Consider the following 14,067-nt stretch of genomic DNA (forward strand, 5'->3'; position numbering starts at 1 on the left):
CGCATGGAAGCGACCGACCCCGCGTCGCGGACAGGATGACCCTGTCCGACGGCGGGACCGGCGCACGTCGGGTTCACGGTGGTGAACCCACTCTTTCGATCGGAGATTGAAGTGAGGACTTTCAGCGCATACAGATGGGCCCTGGTCGCGGCATCCGTGGTGGTCTTGAATGCGTGCGGCGGCGATGACGATGACGACGATTCGTCATCGGGGCCGCCGCCCGAGCCGCCCGCACAACTGGCAAGCTGCACGTGGAATACCGGCGCGCAGCTGGCGTTCGAGGAGCGGCGGCTGGATACGTCGCTGCCCTACACCGGCGCCACGGTGATCGGCACCGACCAGACGCCGCTTGCCACGCGCATCGTCACCGCAGCCGGCTTCCAGAACTTCGCCCCCCAATTCGCCACGTCGCTGTGCGGCGACGACGGCAAGACCTCGGTGATGTCGCAGGAGCAGGCCATGGCGCTGGTCAAGGAGAAAGGCCAGGAACTGTGGCGAGCCGCCGTCGACCGCGTGCAGGGACGCCGTGCCGCGCAGGCGGGCGAAACGCTGCCGCAGAGCGACGACCGGATGCTGTACTGGACGCGCGTGCAGATGACCAAGACGCTGCGCCAGTGGGCGCCCGAGTGGGGCCTGTCCGCCAGCCAGATGTCCGACCTGCAATGGGAGTTCGAGCGCGCCTCGCGCGGCCAGTACGACATCGCGCTGCCCGAGGGCAACGCGGCATCGGGCCAGCCGTACCGGCGCATGATCATCAGCGGCTTCGACGTCTTCACGCTGGGCACCCCGGGCACGCCCAACACCGGCCTGCGCAACGGCAATCCCTCGGGCGCGACGGCGCTCGAGATGGACGGCCGCGAATACACCCTCTCCGATGGCTCGGTGCTGCGCGTCGAAGCCTACGTGCTGCCCGTCAGCTACGACCCGTTCAACCGCGGCATGCAGGAAGACACGCTGGGTCCGTGGTTCCAGCCCGGCCCGCGCCGCGTCGACGCGTCGCTCACCTTCAGCCAGGGCGGCAGCAACATCTTCTGGCTCGAGCAGTGGAACGGCCGTTTCCATGGCTCGTCCGCAGGCAACGACGGCATTGTCTACTGCCCCACCGGCACGCGCCTGCCCGCCGTCATCCTGCCGCTGGGCACCGTCACCACGCCGGGCTCGGATCCGATTTCGCTGCCGGGCTCGGGCTGCAATACCGTGGTGCAGGAACGCTGGCTGGGCGCCGACTCGATCAGCGCATGGAAGAAGGACACTCCGCCGCAATTCACCACCGCATCGCTGCCGGTGGAGTTCATGCTGCTGGCCAACACGCAGACCGGCGTCATCCGCCCGCCCGGCGCCACCAGCGCGGGCACGGAGGGCTTCGACGTGACCTGGCACACCAACTACAGCTACTTTCCCAACTGCGACAGCACCAACACCGTCGCCGAGCCGTGGCATGGCGTGGTCAACGCCATGCCCAATCCGGCCGACGTGCATGCGCCGGATCCGTCGTGGTGCGCGCGCACCGGCGGCGGGGGCGACTACCTGTCCAACGAAAGCGCGTATCGCAACACGCTGCTGCGCGACATCATGGGCCTGAGCATTCCCGCGGGGCACGTCCACATCCCGGTGATGAACAACTTCTACAACGGCACCGCGGCGGCGGGCGGATTCCCGCGTGACGACAACTCCTACACGGACGCTCGCTTCGAGGCCTACCGCACGGCCATTGTGGAACAATCCAAGAAGCTGGCAATCGCGGTCGGCGAAGCCATGCTGGCCGAATGACACCCTGGACGCAAAGGAACGATCATGAACATCAAGACCGTACTATTGGCCGCCGCGCTGGCATGGTCCGCCGCCGTCGTGGCCCAGCCCAGCATGTATTACCTGTGGAAGAACAACGCCACCGGGGAAACGGTCTGCGAGCCCGAGTCGCCGGGCAAGGACTGGGTGAAGGTCAGCGAGCAGACGTACTCCGACACTGAATGCAAAGTGCCGCTCTGATCGGGTGACGACGACAAAAGGCCAGCTCCGCGGAGCTGGCCTTTTGCTTCGTGGCGGGCCATGCCCGCACCGCCCACGGCGTCTTACATGATCGGCGAGTTGCCCGGGCTCAGCGCCTTGCCGCTGCGGCTGCGAGCCTCGCTGGCGACGTTGCGTGTGCGGATGCGCCTTCGCCGCGATGCGCAGGCACGCCGCTTGCGCAACAGGAGAGCCATCCGTTGGCGCGACTAGCGGTATCCCGGACCGCTCCAACCATCAGAAAAGGAAGCCATGCGAAACAAGCAAATGATCACCATCCTGGCCATCATCCTCGTCCTCGCGGTCGTCGTCTCGTTTGCCCCTTGGTAAGCCCCTCCGACTACCGGCACCAGACGGATGGGGCGCGGCAGAAGCGCGCGTGCCCGGCCGTGGTCATGGTCCCAGGATCCGACCCGGTCCATTGTCCACGGAAGAAACGGCGCGGCGCGCGCGACAGCGCGCCGCCGCTGGACGCCCGATGGGAGCAGTCCTCCGTCGGCCTTGTAAATCTTGCCGCCGCGTCGGGTAAGGCCGGCGCGATAGCCTGATAGGGCCGGGGCGCGGGGCGGTCGCGCCCCGCTCGATTTCGCGCCGCCGGGCCGGCGGCCGCAGGAGCTGTCTTATGTCCGATAAACCATCATCCACCAGCCGGGACCGCATCCCGGGCCAGCCCGACGTGAACGCCGGGGCGTTGCGTCCCACCACCAAGCCGGACGCCAATGATCCGCGTCCGGACATCGATCATCCGCCGCGGGGGGAAAAGGGCGACACGCCGGGCTTCGACCAGGCGGAGACGGCGCATCAGAAGCAGGCCCGCGACGGTACGCTGCCCGGGTCCGACGACGGCGCGGGCAATCCGCGTTCCGGAGAGGACGACACCACGAACCGCTGATGCCGCGGGCCGGGGACGACGCCCCCTAAGCCGCCGACTGGCAGGCGGCCGACCACGGATCAGTCCCGCTCCAGGCGGCGCGCCAGCTTCAGCGCCTGCACGATGGCCTCGAAGGCCAGGCGCCGCGACTCGCGGTCCGGCGTGCGCAGCGCGTAGGACGGGTGATACGTGGCGACCACGGTATGGCCCGCCGCCGGCAAGGCCTTGCCCAGATTGGGCGTCAGGGGCACCTTCTTGCCGGGCATCACGGCGCCCAATGCGGTGGCGCCCAGCGCCACCACCACGCGCGGGCCGATGCGCTGCAGCTCGTCATCCAGCCAGTAGCGGCAAGCCAGCACCTCGCGTTGTCCCGGCGTCTTGTGCATGCGCCGCTTGCCGCGGGGCTCCCACTTGAAGTGCTTCACCGCGTTGGTGATATACACCTCGTCGCGCGGAATGCCGGCTTCCTCCAGCGCGGCATCCAGCAGCTCGCCGGCGGGACCGACGAACGGCAGGCCGGCCAGATCCTCCTTGTCGCCGGGCTGCTCCCCCACCAGCATGATGGGCGCGCGGCGGCCTTGCCCGCCCACGCCCTGGGTCGCGTTCTTCCAGAGGCCGCAGCGGCGGCACTCGTCCAGCGAGGCCGGCTGTTGCCGCGGGTCCACGTCGGCGGGCTCCACGGGCAGCGCGACGGGCTCGCCATCGTGGCCGGACCGGACCGGACCGCGCACGGCGCGGCCTTCGGGCGCCGCACCGCGGGCCTCGCGCTTGGGGCGGCTTGCCACGCTCATGGCTTCATCACCACCTTGATGCAACCGTCCTTCTTGTCGCGGAAGGTCTTGTACATGCCCGGTCCTTCCTCCAGCGGCACGGTGTGCGTGATGACGAACGACGGATCGATCTTGCCCTCCACGATCATGCCGAGCAGTTCGTCCGTCCAGCGGCGCACGTGCGTCTGCCCCATGCGCCACGTCAGCCCCTTGTTCATCGAGGCGCCGAACGGGATCTTGTCCACCACGCCGCCATACACGCCCGGAATGGACAGGATGCCGCCGGGTCGGCACACGTAGATCATCTCGCGCAGCACGTGCGGCCGATCGGTCTCGGCGCCCACCGCCTGCTTGGCGCGGTCGTACATCGAATCCAGCGAGCGCGAGGCGTGGGCCTCCAGGCCCACGGCGTCGATGCACTTGTCGGGCCCCTTGCCGTCGGTCAGGTCGCCCAGCCAGTCCAGCACGCTTTCCTGGTCGAAATTGATCGTGACGGCGCCGCCCTGCGCCGCCATGTCCAGCCGCTCGGGCACGTTGTCGATGCAGATCACGCGCTTGGCCCCCTGCAGCAAGGCGCTGCGCACCGCCATCTGGCCGACCGGGCCCGCGCCCCAGACCGCCACGGTGTCGGTCGGTTCGATCTCGCACTGCACGGCAGCCTGCCAGCCGGTGGGAAAGATGTCGCCCAGGAACAGCACCTGTTCGTCGGAGAGCCCGTCGGGCACCCTGACGTGCGTGGTGTCCGCGTAGGGCACGCGCACATACTCGGCCTGGCCGCCGGCATAGCCTCCGGTCAGGTGCGTATAGCCGAACAGACCGGCGGTCGGATGGCCGAACATCTTCGACGCGCGCTCGGCATTGCGGTTGGTGCGTTCGCACACCGAGAAATTGCCGCGGCGGCACTGGTAGCATTCGCCGCAGGCGATGGTGAACGGCACTACCACACGGTCGCCCACGCGCAGCGTCGTGGTATCCGACCCGACCTCCATGACCTCGCCCATGAACTCGTGGCCCATGATGTCGCCATGGTGCATGTCGGGGACGAATCCATCGAACAGGTGCAGGTCGGAACCGCAGATGGCGCAGGAACTGACCTTCACGATGGCGTCGCGCGGATGTTCGATGGCGGGATCGGGCACGGTTTCATAGCGGATGTCGTGCTTGCCTTGCCAGCATAGGGCTTTCATCGAAGGTCTCCTTGGATCGAGCCGGGCAAGAGGGTGCCCGCCGCTGCGGAAGACGTAGCAACTGCTGTGCCGCGGCAAGTCGCGCGGCAGAGGAATATCATGACGGCCCGCGCGCGGGCCGCGGCGCCACATCACGTGCCGCCCGCAAGCCGCCGGCCACGCCGCCCCTCACGCACAAAATTCCATGCCCACCCTGCACATGTTTCTGCTCTTCCTGGCCGCAGACCTGGCCTTGAAGCTGACTCCCGGTCCCGACATGGCCCTCACCCTGACCCGCGGCATGACGCAAGGCTTCCGCGTGGCGTGGATGAGCGTGCTGGGCACCTTCTGCGCGGGTTTCGTGCAGATACCGCTGGTGGTCCTGGGGCTGGCGGCCATCTTCAGGGAATCGCCAGGGCTGTTCATGGCCGTGAAACTGCTGGGCGCGCTGTACATGGCCTATCTCGGCGTCCAGGCCCTGCGGCGCTGCCGGCACGCCCGCACGCTGGCATCGGCCACGGCTCGCGGCGATGGGCGCGACGTATTCATCCAGGGATTCATGACCAACCTGCTGAACCCGAAGGTCTTTCTTTTTCTGATCGCCTTCCTGCCGCAGTTCACGGATCCCGCGCAGGGTCCGGTGTGGCTGCAGATGCTGGTGCTGGCCTGCGCCTCGAAGGTCTTCGGCCTGTTCTCGGGCGCCACCTACGCGTGGGGCGCCTCGCGCATCCGCAACTGGCTGACGCGCAACGACTGGTTCCTGCGGGCGCAGGAAGGCGCGCTGGGCTCGATGATGCTGGCGATCGCAGGCTACATGATCTTCAGCGCGGACGCGCCGGCGCGCACAGACATGGCCAGATAGGCACGGCCGGGAACCGCGAGGCCGCGGCCGGCCGGCTCGCCGTCCCGCGTTCCACTGTCATCCGTGCAGCATGTCCGGGCCCACCTCGGACACGCGCGTCGCGCCGCACAGCTGGCACGTGCGCTGGAGTTCATCGCGGAGAATATGCAGCGCGCGCTGCGCGCCGGCCTGCCCTCCCGCCAGCACGCCATACAGCGTGGCGCGACCCGTCAGCACGCCGGCCGCGCCCAGCGCCAGGGCCTTGAAGACGTCTGAGCCTCGGCGTATGCCGCCGTCCAGCAGCACGGGTATGCGCCCCGCGGCCGCTTCGACGACGCCATCCAGCGCGTCCAGCGTGGCGACTCCGCCATCCAGCTGGCGACCGCCATGGTTGGACACCACGACCGCGTCGGCGCCCAGCCGGATCAAGGGCTCGACGTCGCGGGGATTGACCACGCCCTTGACGATCAACCGGCGCGGCCAGCGCTCGCGTAGCCTGGCCAGCGCCTCGAAATCGAATGCGGGATCGTAGTTGCGCCCCGCCACCGACTCCATCGCCTTGCGGTTCGGGTCGATCTTGCGCATGCCCTGCAGGCTGGGCATCACCGGCGGCCGGCGAAGCGCCATGTCCAGCGACCAGGCCGGCCGCGCGGCGAAGGCCAGGAAATTGCGCGGTCCGATCTTCATGGGCAGGCCCAGCCCATTGCGCAGGTCGCGCTCGCGCTTGCCGCCCACGGGCAGGTCGACCGTGATCACCAGCGCCTCGTAGGCCGCGCTCGCGGCACGGTCGATCAGCGCGTGCAGCCGCTCCTTGTCCTGCAGGATGTATGCCTGGAACCACAGGCGTCCCGGGGCTTGGTCGGCGATCTCCTCGATGGACGCGGTCGCGGACGTGGAAAGCGTGTAGGGGATGCCGGCCTGCGCCGCCGCGCGCGCCAGCGCGACGTCCCCGCCGCGCCAGCCGAATCCCACCGCCCCTGTGGGCGCGATGGCAAGCGGCATCGAGGCCGGGCCGCCCAGCAATTGCGTGGACAGGTCCACGCTGGCCACGTTGCGCAGCACGCGCGGCGACAGCCGCACCCGGGCAAAGGCGGCGCGGTTGTCGGCCAGCGTCGTCTCGTCCTCGGCGCCGCCCTCGAAGAAGTCGTAGATGGGCCGCGGCAGACGGCTGCGCGCCGCGCGCCGCAGGCCATCGATGCTGTGGCACGCGTCGACGCGGCTCATTGCGCGAAGGCCTCCGGGAAGTACTTGTCCGCCATCACCTGGCAGCGCTTGATCAGGCGGGGCTCGTCGGGCCGGTAATCCGCCACCGCGTTGTGGATCGTGCCCATGTTGTCCCACATCAGCACGTCGCCCACGGTCCAGTTGTGGCGATAGCGGAACCGGTCCTGCAGCTGATGCTCGAACAGGAATGCCAGCACCTCGTCGCTGCGGTCCGCGGGCAGCTCGTTGATGCGCATCGAATACCCGGGGTTGGCGTACAGCACGCGGCGGCCCGTGATGGGATGCACCAGGAAGACGGGGTGCGAGACCGGAGGTTTGCGGCGGCGTTGCTCTTCGGTCAACGGCGGCCGGGTGCTGCCCTTCTCCTGGCGCATCTTCTCCCAGAACTTGTTGAAGTCATGGGTGATCGTCATGCCTTCGAGTTCCCGCTTCAGCGCTTCGGGCAGCTCGTCATAGGCCGCATGCATGTTGCAGAACTCGGTGTTGCCCAGCGAGCGGCCATCCCGCATCGGAATGCGGATGCCGTACAGCACATTGCTGAACGCGATGGTGCGGCTGTAGGACATGTCGGTATGCCAGTCCTGGCCGGCGTCGGCCAGGCCGATGGGCTTGCCGTTCTCTTTCAGGTTCGACAGGATCATGACTTCCGGCAGCCCGGGCTCGTGATACTGGTTGGCCACGTTGATTTCCAGGCTGCCGAAGCGTTCCGCGAAGTCCCGCAGCTGCTTCGCCGTCAGTTCCTGGCGCGGAAAGCTGATCACGCCGTGCCGGCCCAGGGCCTGTTCGATCTCGTGCAGTCGTTCCTCCGACAAAGGCGTTGCGAGGTCGACGCCCTCGATGCGCGCGCCGAGCGTGGCGCCCGATGCAATGATCTGCATGTGTGTCTCCAAAGCGGTAATGCGGCCGATGGCGCCCGCCACCGGCGCTGCGGAATCAGGATTGATGGGCGGCCAGGGTCGCTTCGACGATGCGGACGAACTCATCGTCGTCCAGCGACCGGCGCAGATGCACCGCGCGCTCCTTCACCAAGGCCAGCACGGGCGCCAGGGCCGATTCCGGCAGGTCCAGGCCCAGCTGCATCGCCTTGTGCTGCACGGACACGACGCCGCTCTTCTTGCCCAGCAGGATGCCGCGCTGCTGGCCCACGATCTCCGGCGCGTACGACTCGGCGGTGAACGGGTTCTTCAGCAGCCCCGCGACCACCATGCCGGCCTCGTGGCGGAAGGCGTTCTCGCCCACCACGGCCTTGTTGGGGCTGAGCCGGATGCCGGTCAGTTCCTCCACCTGGCGGGACATGGCCTTCAACCGTTCCAGATGCAGTCCGGTCTCGTACCCGTACAGCACTTCCAGCGCCATCACCACTTCCTCGGTCGACGCGTTGCCGCACCGTTCGCCGATGCCGTTGATGGTGCTGGACACGTAGTCCGCGCCGGCCTGGATGCCGGCAAGCGTGTTGGCGCACGACAGGCCGAAGTCGTTGTGGCAATGGATCTCCACGGGCACGCCATTGCCCGCGTCGACCACCTCGCCCACGATGTGCGAAATCGCCTGCGGCAGCGCGCAGCCGGTGGTGTCGACGATGCGGATGCGGTCGACAGTGCCGGCGCGCGAGAACTCCGCGGCGATGCGGCGCAGGAACGGCAGGCTGGCGCGCGTGGTGTCGAAGGGGCTGAAGATCACCGCCATGCCGCGCTTGCGCGCATACTCGGCCAGGGTCAGCGCGCGGCTCAGGTACTCGTCTTCGCTCACGCCCTTCAGCTTGTACTCGCGCTCGATGTCGCTTACCGGAAAGCTCAGGCGCACGCCCCACACGCCCACGTCGTGGGCGAGATCGATGTCGGCATTGATGCCGCGGCACAGCACGCTGATCCTGGCGTTCAACCCCGCCTGCACGATGCGGCCGATCGCCTCGCGGTCTTCCTCGCTGCTGGCCACGGTGCCGGCCTCGATCTCGTAGATGCCCAGCGCGTCGAGCGACCTGGCGATGGCAACCTTGTCGTCGCTGTTGAGCACGATGCCGGCCTGCTGCTCGCCGTCGCGCAGCGTGCAGTCGGCCACGCGAATCCGCCTGCCGGCAAGGGCCGCCGGGTTGGCGGCCTGGTTGAAGGGGCTGGGCCAGCGGCCGTTCTCAGGAAAGAAATTCATGCGTTTCTCCATGGATGATGCGGCGCGGCGCGGCACAGGCGCGAGCGGACGCCGTCCGCGTCGCGGGCGACACGGACAATGAAAATCGGGTTGGATGGGTTCAGTGCACCGGCGGAGCTAGCCAACCATTGATCAATGGCTCATCCTGCGGCGCGTGACGGGCGCGGTAGGCCGCGGGGCTGGGTGCGCCGTCATGGCGGCCGGCAGGAGTCGGAACGGCGTCTGTCATGGAGCAGCGGATTCATGGCGTTGCTGATGCCCGTGCAGTGTAAGCAGCGCCTTGACCCCGAAAGTGTGCTAATCGACAATCCAAGGTTTCGAAAAAAGAAACATCGGAGGAGACAGCCGATGGACAGGCTACGCTGCCTGCAGGTATTCGCCGAGGTCGCACGATGCGGCAGCTTCATCAAGGCGTCCGTGCAACTGTCGTTGTCCAAGGCAACGGTGACCAAGTACGTGGCCGCGCTGGAAGCGCAGATGGGCGCGCAGCTGCTGAAGCGCAATTCCAAGCATCTGGCGCTCACCGAGGCCGGCACGCGCGTGCTGCGAGGCGGCCGCGAACTGCTGGACCGCTACGAGGCGCTGGAGGGCGACGTGCGCAATGCGGTGCTGCTGCCGCGCGGCGAGATCCGCATCGGAACGCCGCCGTCGTTCGGGGCCTATCACCTGACGCGCGTGCTGGCGCACTTCACGCATCACTATCCGGACATCGAGGTCACCATGGTGTACGACGATGGCCGGTCCGACCTCGTCGCCGAAGCGCTCGATCTTTCCATCCGCATCGCGCCCGCGCTGGACGATGCCAGCTACGTGGCCGTGCCGCTGCTGCGCGTGCCGCAGAGCCTGGTCGCGTCGCCGCGCTACCTGCTCGCCCATGGCACCCCGCGCACGCCCCAGGATCTCAGGCAGCACAACTGCCTGGTCCATACGGTCAAGTCGGCCAGCGGCATCTGGCGCTTCAGCGGAGCGGAGTCCTGCGAAGTGAAGGTCCGGGGCTCGATACGCAGCAATCTCGGCGATTCGTTGAAGGAGGCCGCGCTGATGGGCGCGGGCATCTCGCTGCATCCGCACTACATGGTCGCCGATGCCTTGGAGCAGGGCACGCTGCAGGCCGTCCTGCCGGAGTACAGGCCCGACGAGCTGGACATCAGCGTGGTCTTCTCCACGCGCCGCAACATGACGCACCGGGTGCGGCACCTGATCGAGTTCCTCAAGGAGTGGGCGCAGAATCCGCCGGGCTGGGCCTCGTCCGCGGAAACCGTGTGGCGGCTGCCCCCCGCGGCGGACGACGGCGCCGCGCCCGGCCTGCCGGATGAATGACGACCGGGGCTTCTCGGCCAGCTCATGCGTCTTCCAGCGCCGGTTTCCAATCCGGAAACCTGGCGTTTGCCGGCCGGCCTGTGTCGGGTCGCCGCGGCGTTCCATACTTTCGCCCCAACGCGACGCGACAAGCGCGCGACCCCGGCATGGTGCGGGGGATAGAAGGAGGAGCGAACATGAAGATCACGTCATCGAAGGTCGGGACCGCATGGCTGCGCGCCATGACGGGCGTACTGGCCGCGTGCACGGTGGCGTCCGCCGCCGCTGCCTATCCGGACCGCCCGGTGCGCGTCATTGTGCCTTTCACGCCCGGCGCGACGCTGGACCTGATGACGCGCGCGGTGGCCGAGCAGCTGAGCACGGAACTGCACCAGCCGGTGGTCGTCGAGAACCGGCCCGGCGCCAGCGGCATCATCGGCGCCGACGCGACGGCCAAGGCCGCGCCCGACGGCTACGTCTACATGATGGCGCCGTTCAGCGTGCTGGCGGTGAATGCCAGCCTGCACAAGAACCTGCCCTATGACAATCTGAAGGACTTCGCACCCGTCGCGCTGGTCGCCACGGCCCCGCACGTGTTGCTGTCCAGCACCGAGGCCCCTTTCAAGACGCTCGGCGAGTTCATCGCCTATGCCAAGGCGAACCCCGGCAAGGTGTCGTACGCGTCCGCCGGCGCGGGCAGCTCGGCGCACCTGGCCACCGAGGTGCTGCGCTACCAGACCGGCGTGGAGATCACGCACATTCCGTACAAGGGCACCGCGCCCGCCTATACCGACCTCGTACCGGGCCGCGTATGGCTGATGGTGGACGGCGTCGGCGCCGCCGTCTCGCGCATCCAGTCGGGGCAGGTGCGCGCGCTGGGGGTCACCAGCACGAAGCGTGTGCCCGTGCTGCCCGACGTTCCCACGCTGTCGGAAAGCGGCGCGCCAGGCTACGACGTGACGCCCTGGTACGGCCTCGTCGCCCCGCGCGGCACACCCGATTCGGTCATCGACACGATGAACCGGGCCGTGCTAAGCGCATTGAAGTCCGATGCCTTGCGCAAGCGTTTCGTCGAACTGGGACTCGAGCCGAGTCCGAGCACGCCCGCCGAGTTCGGCCAGTACCTGAAAAGCGAAACGGACAAGTGGCGACAGGTCGTGCGCGACGCTCACGTGACGGTGGACTGACGATGGGCAGCAAGCTGTTTGCGCCGCTGGCAATGCGCGGCGTGGAGTTCAGGAATCGCATCGGCGTCGCGCCCATGTGCCAGTACTGCTGCACGGACGGGCTGGCCGACAGCTGGCATCTGGTGCACCTGGGCAGCCGGGCCGTGGGCGGCGCGGGCATGGTCATGGTCGAAGCGTCCGCGGTCGCCGCGGACGCCCGCATCACGCCGGCCGACCTGGGCATCTGGAACGACGCGCAGGCGGAAGCCCTGCGCCCCATCGCGCGGTTCATCGCCGAGCAGGGCGCGGTCCCGGCCATCCAGCTGGCGCATGCCGGCCGCAAGGGCTCGACACAGGTGCCATGGGAAGGCCGACGCGCCGTGCCGGTGGAACAAGGCGGATGGCAGGTCGTCTCGCCCAGCGCGGTGCCCTTCAACGACGAATACCCGCAACCCAACGAGATGACGCATGCGGACATCGCGAAGGTCGTCGACCTGTACGCCGACGCCGCGCGCCGCAGCCTGGCCGCGGGCATCAAGGTGGTGGAACTGCACATGGGCCATGGCTACCTGATGCATCAGTTCCTTTCCCCGCTGAGCAATGCCCGAGGCGACGCCTACGGCGGCTCGTTCGACAACCGGGTACGGGCGCCGCTGCAAGTGGCGGCCGCGGTGCGCGAGGCCTGGCCGCGGGACCTGCCGCTGTTCGTGCGCCTGTCGGCCACGGACTGGCTGGACGGCGGCTGGGACCTGGACCAGTCCGTCGAACTGGCGCGCCGCATGAAGCGTCTGGGCGTGGACCTGATCGACTGCTCCAGCGGCTCCATCCTGCCCGGATCGAGGGGCAAGGCCGAGCCCGGCTATCAGGTGCCGTTCGCGCATCGTGTGCGCCATGATGCCGGCATCGCGACGGCCGCGGTAGGGCTGATCACGCAGGCGCGGCAGGCCGAGGAGATCCTCCAGCAGGGCAGCGCCGACATGGTGCTGCTGGCGCGCGAGCTGTTGCGCGATCCCTATTGGCCCTTGCGGGCGGCGGCCGAACTGGATGCGCCGGCGCGCTGGCCGGTGCAGTATGTGCGCGCGGTGGGGGCAGGTTAGCGGACCAGCGCCAGGCCGTTCGGACGTCGCCCGGGCGTGCCCCACCGGGCAACATGCTTTTCCTGCCGCCTCAGAAGCTGCCGAACAAGGTGCCCAGCAGGATCACCAGGGCCAGGGACGGCAGGGGGAACAGGATGGTGACCGTCGCGATGTCGCGATACGACTGGCGGTGGTTGAGCTTGCAGATGGCCAGCAGCGTGATGATGGCGCCGCAATGCGGCAGCGTGTCCATGCCGCCGGCGGCCATCACCGCCACCCTGTGCAGCAGTTCGGGGCTGATGCCCGCCTCGTTGGCCATGCGCAGATAGTCCGCGCCCAGGGTCTGAAGCGCGATGCTCAGGCCGCCCGATGATGAACCCGTGATGCCGGCCAGGATGTTCATGGCGATGGCTTCCGAGATCAGCGGATTGCCGGGCGAAACGTTCAGCACCGCATCCCGGATGATGGCGAAGCCCGCCAGGCTGGCGATGATCGCGCCATAGCCCACTTCCGACGCGGTGTTGAACAGCGGCAGCATGAAGCCGAACACGCCTTTGTTCACCGTCTCCTTCAGGTTCGCCCAGCGCCCCAGGCGCATCACGACCAGCGTCAGGCAGGCCAGGGCCAGCGCGACGATGAGCGACCACAGGCCCAGGACCTTCTGCGGGTCGACGTCGGGGAAGCGCTCGCCGATGAATGCGAAATCGGCCTGCGGGAACACGACGTAGGTCAGCACCGCATTGATGCCCACCACCAAAAGCAGGGGCAGCACCGCCAGGGGCACGGGCATGACCGACCAGCGGCCCTGTGCGGCATGGCCGTCGGCCTGCGCCGCCTCGCCCGCCTCGTCCTCGTGCTGGCCATAGCCCTCGCCCGCGGCCTTGGCCTGCGCCGCGCGCCGCTGCAGCCACCACAACCCGCCCGTGAACATGCACAGCGCGGCGATCAGGCCCAGACCCGGGGCGGCGAACGCGTTCGTGCCGAAGTACGGGATCGGAATGGCGTTCTGGATCGAGGGCGTGCCAGGCAGCGCGGTCATTGTGAAGGTAAAGGCGCCCAGCGCGATGGTGCCCGGAATCAGCCGCTTCGGCACCTCCGCCGCCTTGAACAGGCTAACCGCCACGGGGTATAGCGCAAAGGCCACCACGAACAGCGAGACACCGCCATAGGTCAGCAGCGCGCAGGCCAGCACGACCGAGACGATGGCCCGTCTTTCGCCGACGGTTCGCACGATCCAGCGCGCCAGCGTATTGGCCGCGCCGGAGTCGGCCATCAACTGGCCGAACAGCGATCCCAGCAGGAATATCGGCAGGAACTGCAACACGTAGCCGCTGAGCGCGGTCATGAACGTGCTGGTGTAGATCGGCAGCAGCAAAGCGCCATCGCCGGACAGCAGCACGGCCACCGCGCCCATGATGGGCGCGAGCAGCAGCACCGTGACGCCCCTATAGGCGAAGTACATCAGCAATGCCAGCGAAACGACTATGGCAAGTGTGTTCATC

13 protein-coding genes are annotated in these 14,067 nt (G+C 68.2%); 7 read left to right on the plus strand and 6 right to left on the minus strand.

Translation table 11 applies throughout. The annotated features are described in order from the left end of the window. Positions 1-111 precede the first annotated feature (111 nt). From CAL15_RS19640 to CAL15_RS19650, 3 genes are all read left to right on the plus strand, one after another. Positions 112-1,770 carry a hypothetical protein gene (locus tag CAL15_RS19640; protein ID WP_198299089.1) on the plus strand — a complete coding sequence of 553 codons (1,659 nt, stop codon included), beginning with the start codon at positions 112-114 and terminating at the stop codon, positions 1,768-1,770. A gap of 24 nt (positions 1,771-1,794) precedes the next feature. After that, the gene (locus CAL15_RS19645; protein ID WP_086080035.1) at positions 1,795-1,989 is read left to right on the plus strand and encodes a hypothetical protein; all 195 of its coding nucleotides are present in this window, start codon (positions 1,795-1,797) and stop codon (positions 1,987-1,989) included. A gap of 640 nt (positions 1,990-2,629) precedes the next feature. After that, on the plus strand, positions 2,630-2,899 hold the full coding sequence (locus CAL15_RS19650) for a hypothetical protein (RefSeq protein ID WP_086080036.1): 270 nt from the start codon (positions 2,630-2,632) through the stop codon (positions 2,897-2,899). 59 nt (positions 2,900-2,958) lie between these two features. Here the strand turns inward: CAL15_RS19650 and CAL15_RS19655 are convergent, their stop codons facing one another. After that, positions 2,959-3,669, minus strand: a complete 711-nt coding sequence (locus tag CAL15_RS19655; protein WP_086080037.1) for a UdgX family uracil-DNA binding protein — start codon at positions 3,667-3,669, stop codon at positions 2,959-2,961. Beyond that, positions 3,666-4,835, minus strand: a complete 1,170-nt coding sequence (locus CAL15_RS19660; protein WP_086080038.1) for a zinc-dependent alcohol dehydrogenase — start codon at positions 4,833-4,835, stop codon at positions 3,666-3,668. The genes CAL15_RS19655 and CAL15_RS19660 overlap by 4 nt, the downstream gene beginning before the upstream one ends. Before the next feature lie 184 nt (positions 4,836-5,019). Here CAL15_RS19660 and CAL15_RS19665 point away from each other — a divergent pair, with 184 nt between their 5' ends. Then, positions 5,020-5,676: a LysE family translocator gene (locus CAL15_RS19665; RefSeq protein ID WP_198299090.1), complete on the plus strand. Its 657-nt coding sequence runs from the start codon at positions 5,020-5,022 to the stop codon at positions 5,674-5,676. Between the two features lie 57 nt (positions 5,677-5,733). Here the strand turns inward: CAL15_RS19665 and CAL15_RS19670 are convergent, their stop codons facing one another. From CAL15_RS19670 to CAL15_RS19680, 3 genes are read right to left on the minus strand one after another with little or no spacing between them, the layout of a single operon-like run. After that, on the minus strand, positions 5,734-6,879 hold the full coding sequence (locus CAL15_RS19670; protein ID WP_086080039.1) for an alpha-hydroxy acid oxidase: 1,146 nt from the start codon (positions 6,877-6,879) through the stop codon (positions 5,734-5,736). Then, the gene (locus CAL15_RS19675) at positions 6,876-7,757 is read right to left on the minus strand and encodes a TauD/TfdA dioxygenase family protein (RefSeq protein ID WP_086080040.1); all 882 of its coding nucleotides are present in this window, start codon (positions 7,755-7,757) and stop codon (positions 6,876-6,878) included. Before CAL15_RS19675 ends, CAL15_RS19670 begins: the two co-directional genes overlap by 4 nt. Before the next feature lie 55 nt (positions 7,758-7,812). Continuing rightward, on the minus strand, positions 7,813-9,024 hold the full coding sequence (locus CAL15_RS19680) for a homocitrate synthase/isopropylmalate synthase family protein (protein ID WP_157666694.1): 1,212 nt from the start codon (positions 9,022-9,024) through the stop codon (positions 7,813-7,815). 348 nt (positions 9,025-9,372) lie between these two features. Between CAL15_RS19680 and CAL15_RS19685 the strand changes: the two genes are divergently transcribed. The 3 genes from CAL15_RS19685 to CAL15_RS19695 all read left to right on the plus strand — a co-directional run bounded on the left by CAL15_RS19685 (position 9,373) and on the right by CAL15_RS19695 (position 12,586). Next, complete coding sequence (locus tag CAL15_RS19685) at positions 9,373-10,344, plus strand: LysR family transcriptional regulator (RefSeq protein WP_086080042.1); 972 nt, start codon at positions 9,373-9,375, stop codon at positions 10,342-10,344. Between the two features lie 176 nt (positions 10,345-10,520). Continuing rightward, the gene (locus tag CAL15_RS19690) at positions 10,521-11,510 is read left to right on the plus strand and encodes a tripartite tricarboxylate transporter substrate binding protein (RefSeq protein WP_157666695.1); all 990 of its coding nucleotides are present in this window, start codon (positions 10,521-10,523) and stop codon (positions 11,508-11,510) included. Positions 11,511-11,512: 2 nt separating this feature from the next. Then, entirely contained in the window at positions 11,513-12,586 is a 1,074-nt protein-coding gene (locus CAL15_RS19695) for an NADH:flavin oxidoreductase/NADH oxidase (protein ID WP_086080044.1), read from the plus strand. Between the two features lie 70 nt (positions 12,587-12,656). Here CAL15_RS19695 and CAL15_RS19700 read toward each other — a convergent pair whose 3' ends face one another. Beyond that, positions 12,657-14,066, minus strand: coding sequence for a GntP family permease (locus CAL15_RS19700; protein WP_086081197.1), 1,410 nt, complete (start codon positions 14,064-14,066; stop codon positions 12,657-12,659). Position 14,067: the final 1 nt, after the last annotated feature.

Origin of the sequence: Bordetella genomosp. 13, from assembly GCF_002119665.1 — a bacterium.
Taxonomy (GTDB): domain Bacteria; phylum Pseudomonadota; class Gammaproteobacteria; order Burkholderiales; family Burkholderiaceae_B; genus Bordetella.

Excerpts from the sequence above, each read along its gene's own strand:
- CAL15_RS19660 (WP_086080038.1), bottom strand. The coding sequence starts at position 4,835 with ATGAAAGCCCTATGCTGGCAAGGCAAGCACGACATCCGCTATGAAACC.
- CAL15_RS19670 (WP_086080039.1), bottom strand. The coding sequence starts at position 6,879 with ATGAGCCGCGTCGACGCGTGCCACAGCATCGATGGCCTGCGGCGCGCG.
- CAL15_RS19700 (WP_086081197.1), bottom strand. The coding sequence starts at position 14,066 with ATGAACACACTTGCCATAGTCGTTTCGCTGGCATTGCTGATGTACTTC.
- CAL15_RS19665 (WP_198299090.1), top strand. The coding sequence starts at position 5,020 with ATGCCCACCCTGCACATGTTTCTGCTCTTCCTGGCCGCAGACCTGGCC.
- CAL15_RS19680 (WP_157666694.1), bottom strand. The coding sequence starts at position 9,024 with ATGAATTTCTTTCCTGAGAACGGCCGCTGGCCCAGCCCCTTCAACCAG.
- CAL15_RS19675 (WP_086080040.1), bottom strand. The coding sequence starts at position 7,757 with ATGCAGATCATTGCATCGGGCGCCACGCTCGGCGCGCGCATCGAGGGC.
- CAL15_RS19685 (WP_086080042.1), top strand. The coding sequence starts at position 9,373 with ATGGACAGGCTACGCTGCCTGCAGGTATTCGCCGAGGTCGCACGATGC.
- CAL15_RS19690 (WP_157666695.1), top strand. The coding sequence starts at position 10,521 with ATGAAGATCACGTCATCGAAGGTCGGGACCGCATGGCTGCGCGCCATG.
- CAL15_RS19650 (WP_086080036.1), top strand. The coding sequence starts at position 2,630 with ATGTCCGATAAACCATCATCCACCAGCCGGGACCGCATCCCGGGCCAG.
- CAL15_RS19645 (WP_086080035.1), top strand. The coding sequence starts at position 1,795 with ATGAACATCAAGACCGTACTATTGGCCGCCGCGCTGGCATGGTCCGCC.
- CAL15_RS19655 (WP_086080037.1), bottom strand. The coding sequence starts at position 3,669 with ATGAGCGTGGCAAGCCGCCCCAAGCGCGAGGCCCGCGGTGCGGCGCCC.
- CAL15_RS19695 (WP_086080044.1), top strand. The coding sequence starts at position 11,513 with ATGGGCAGCAAGCTGTTTGCGCCGCTGGCAATGCGCGGCGTGGAGTTC.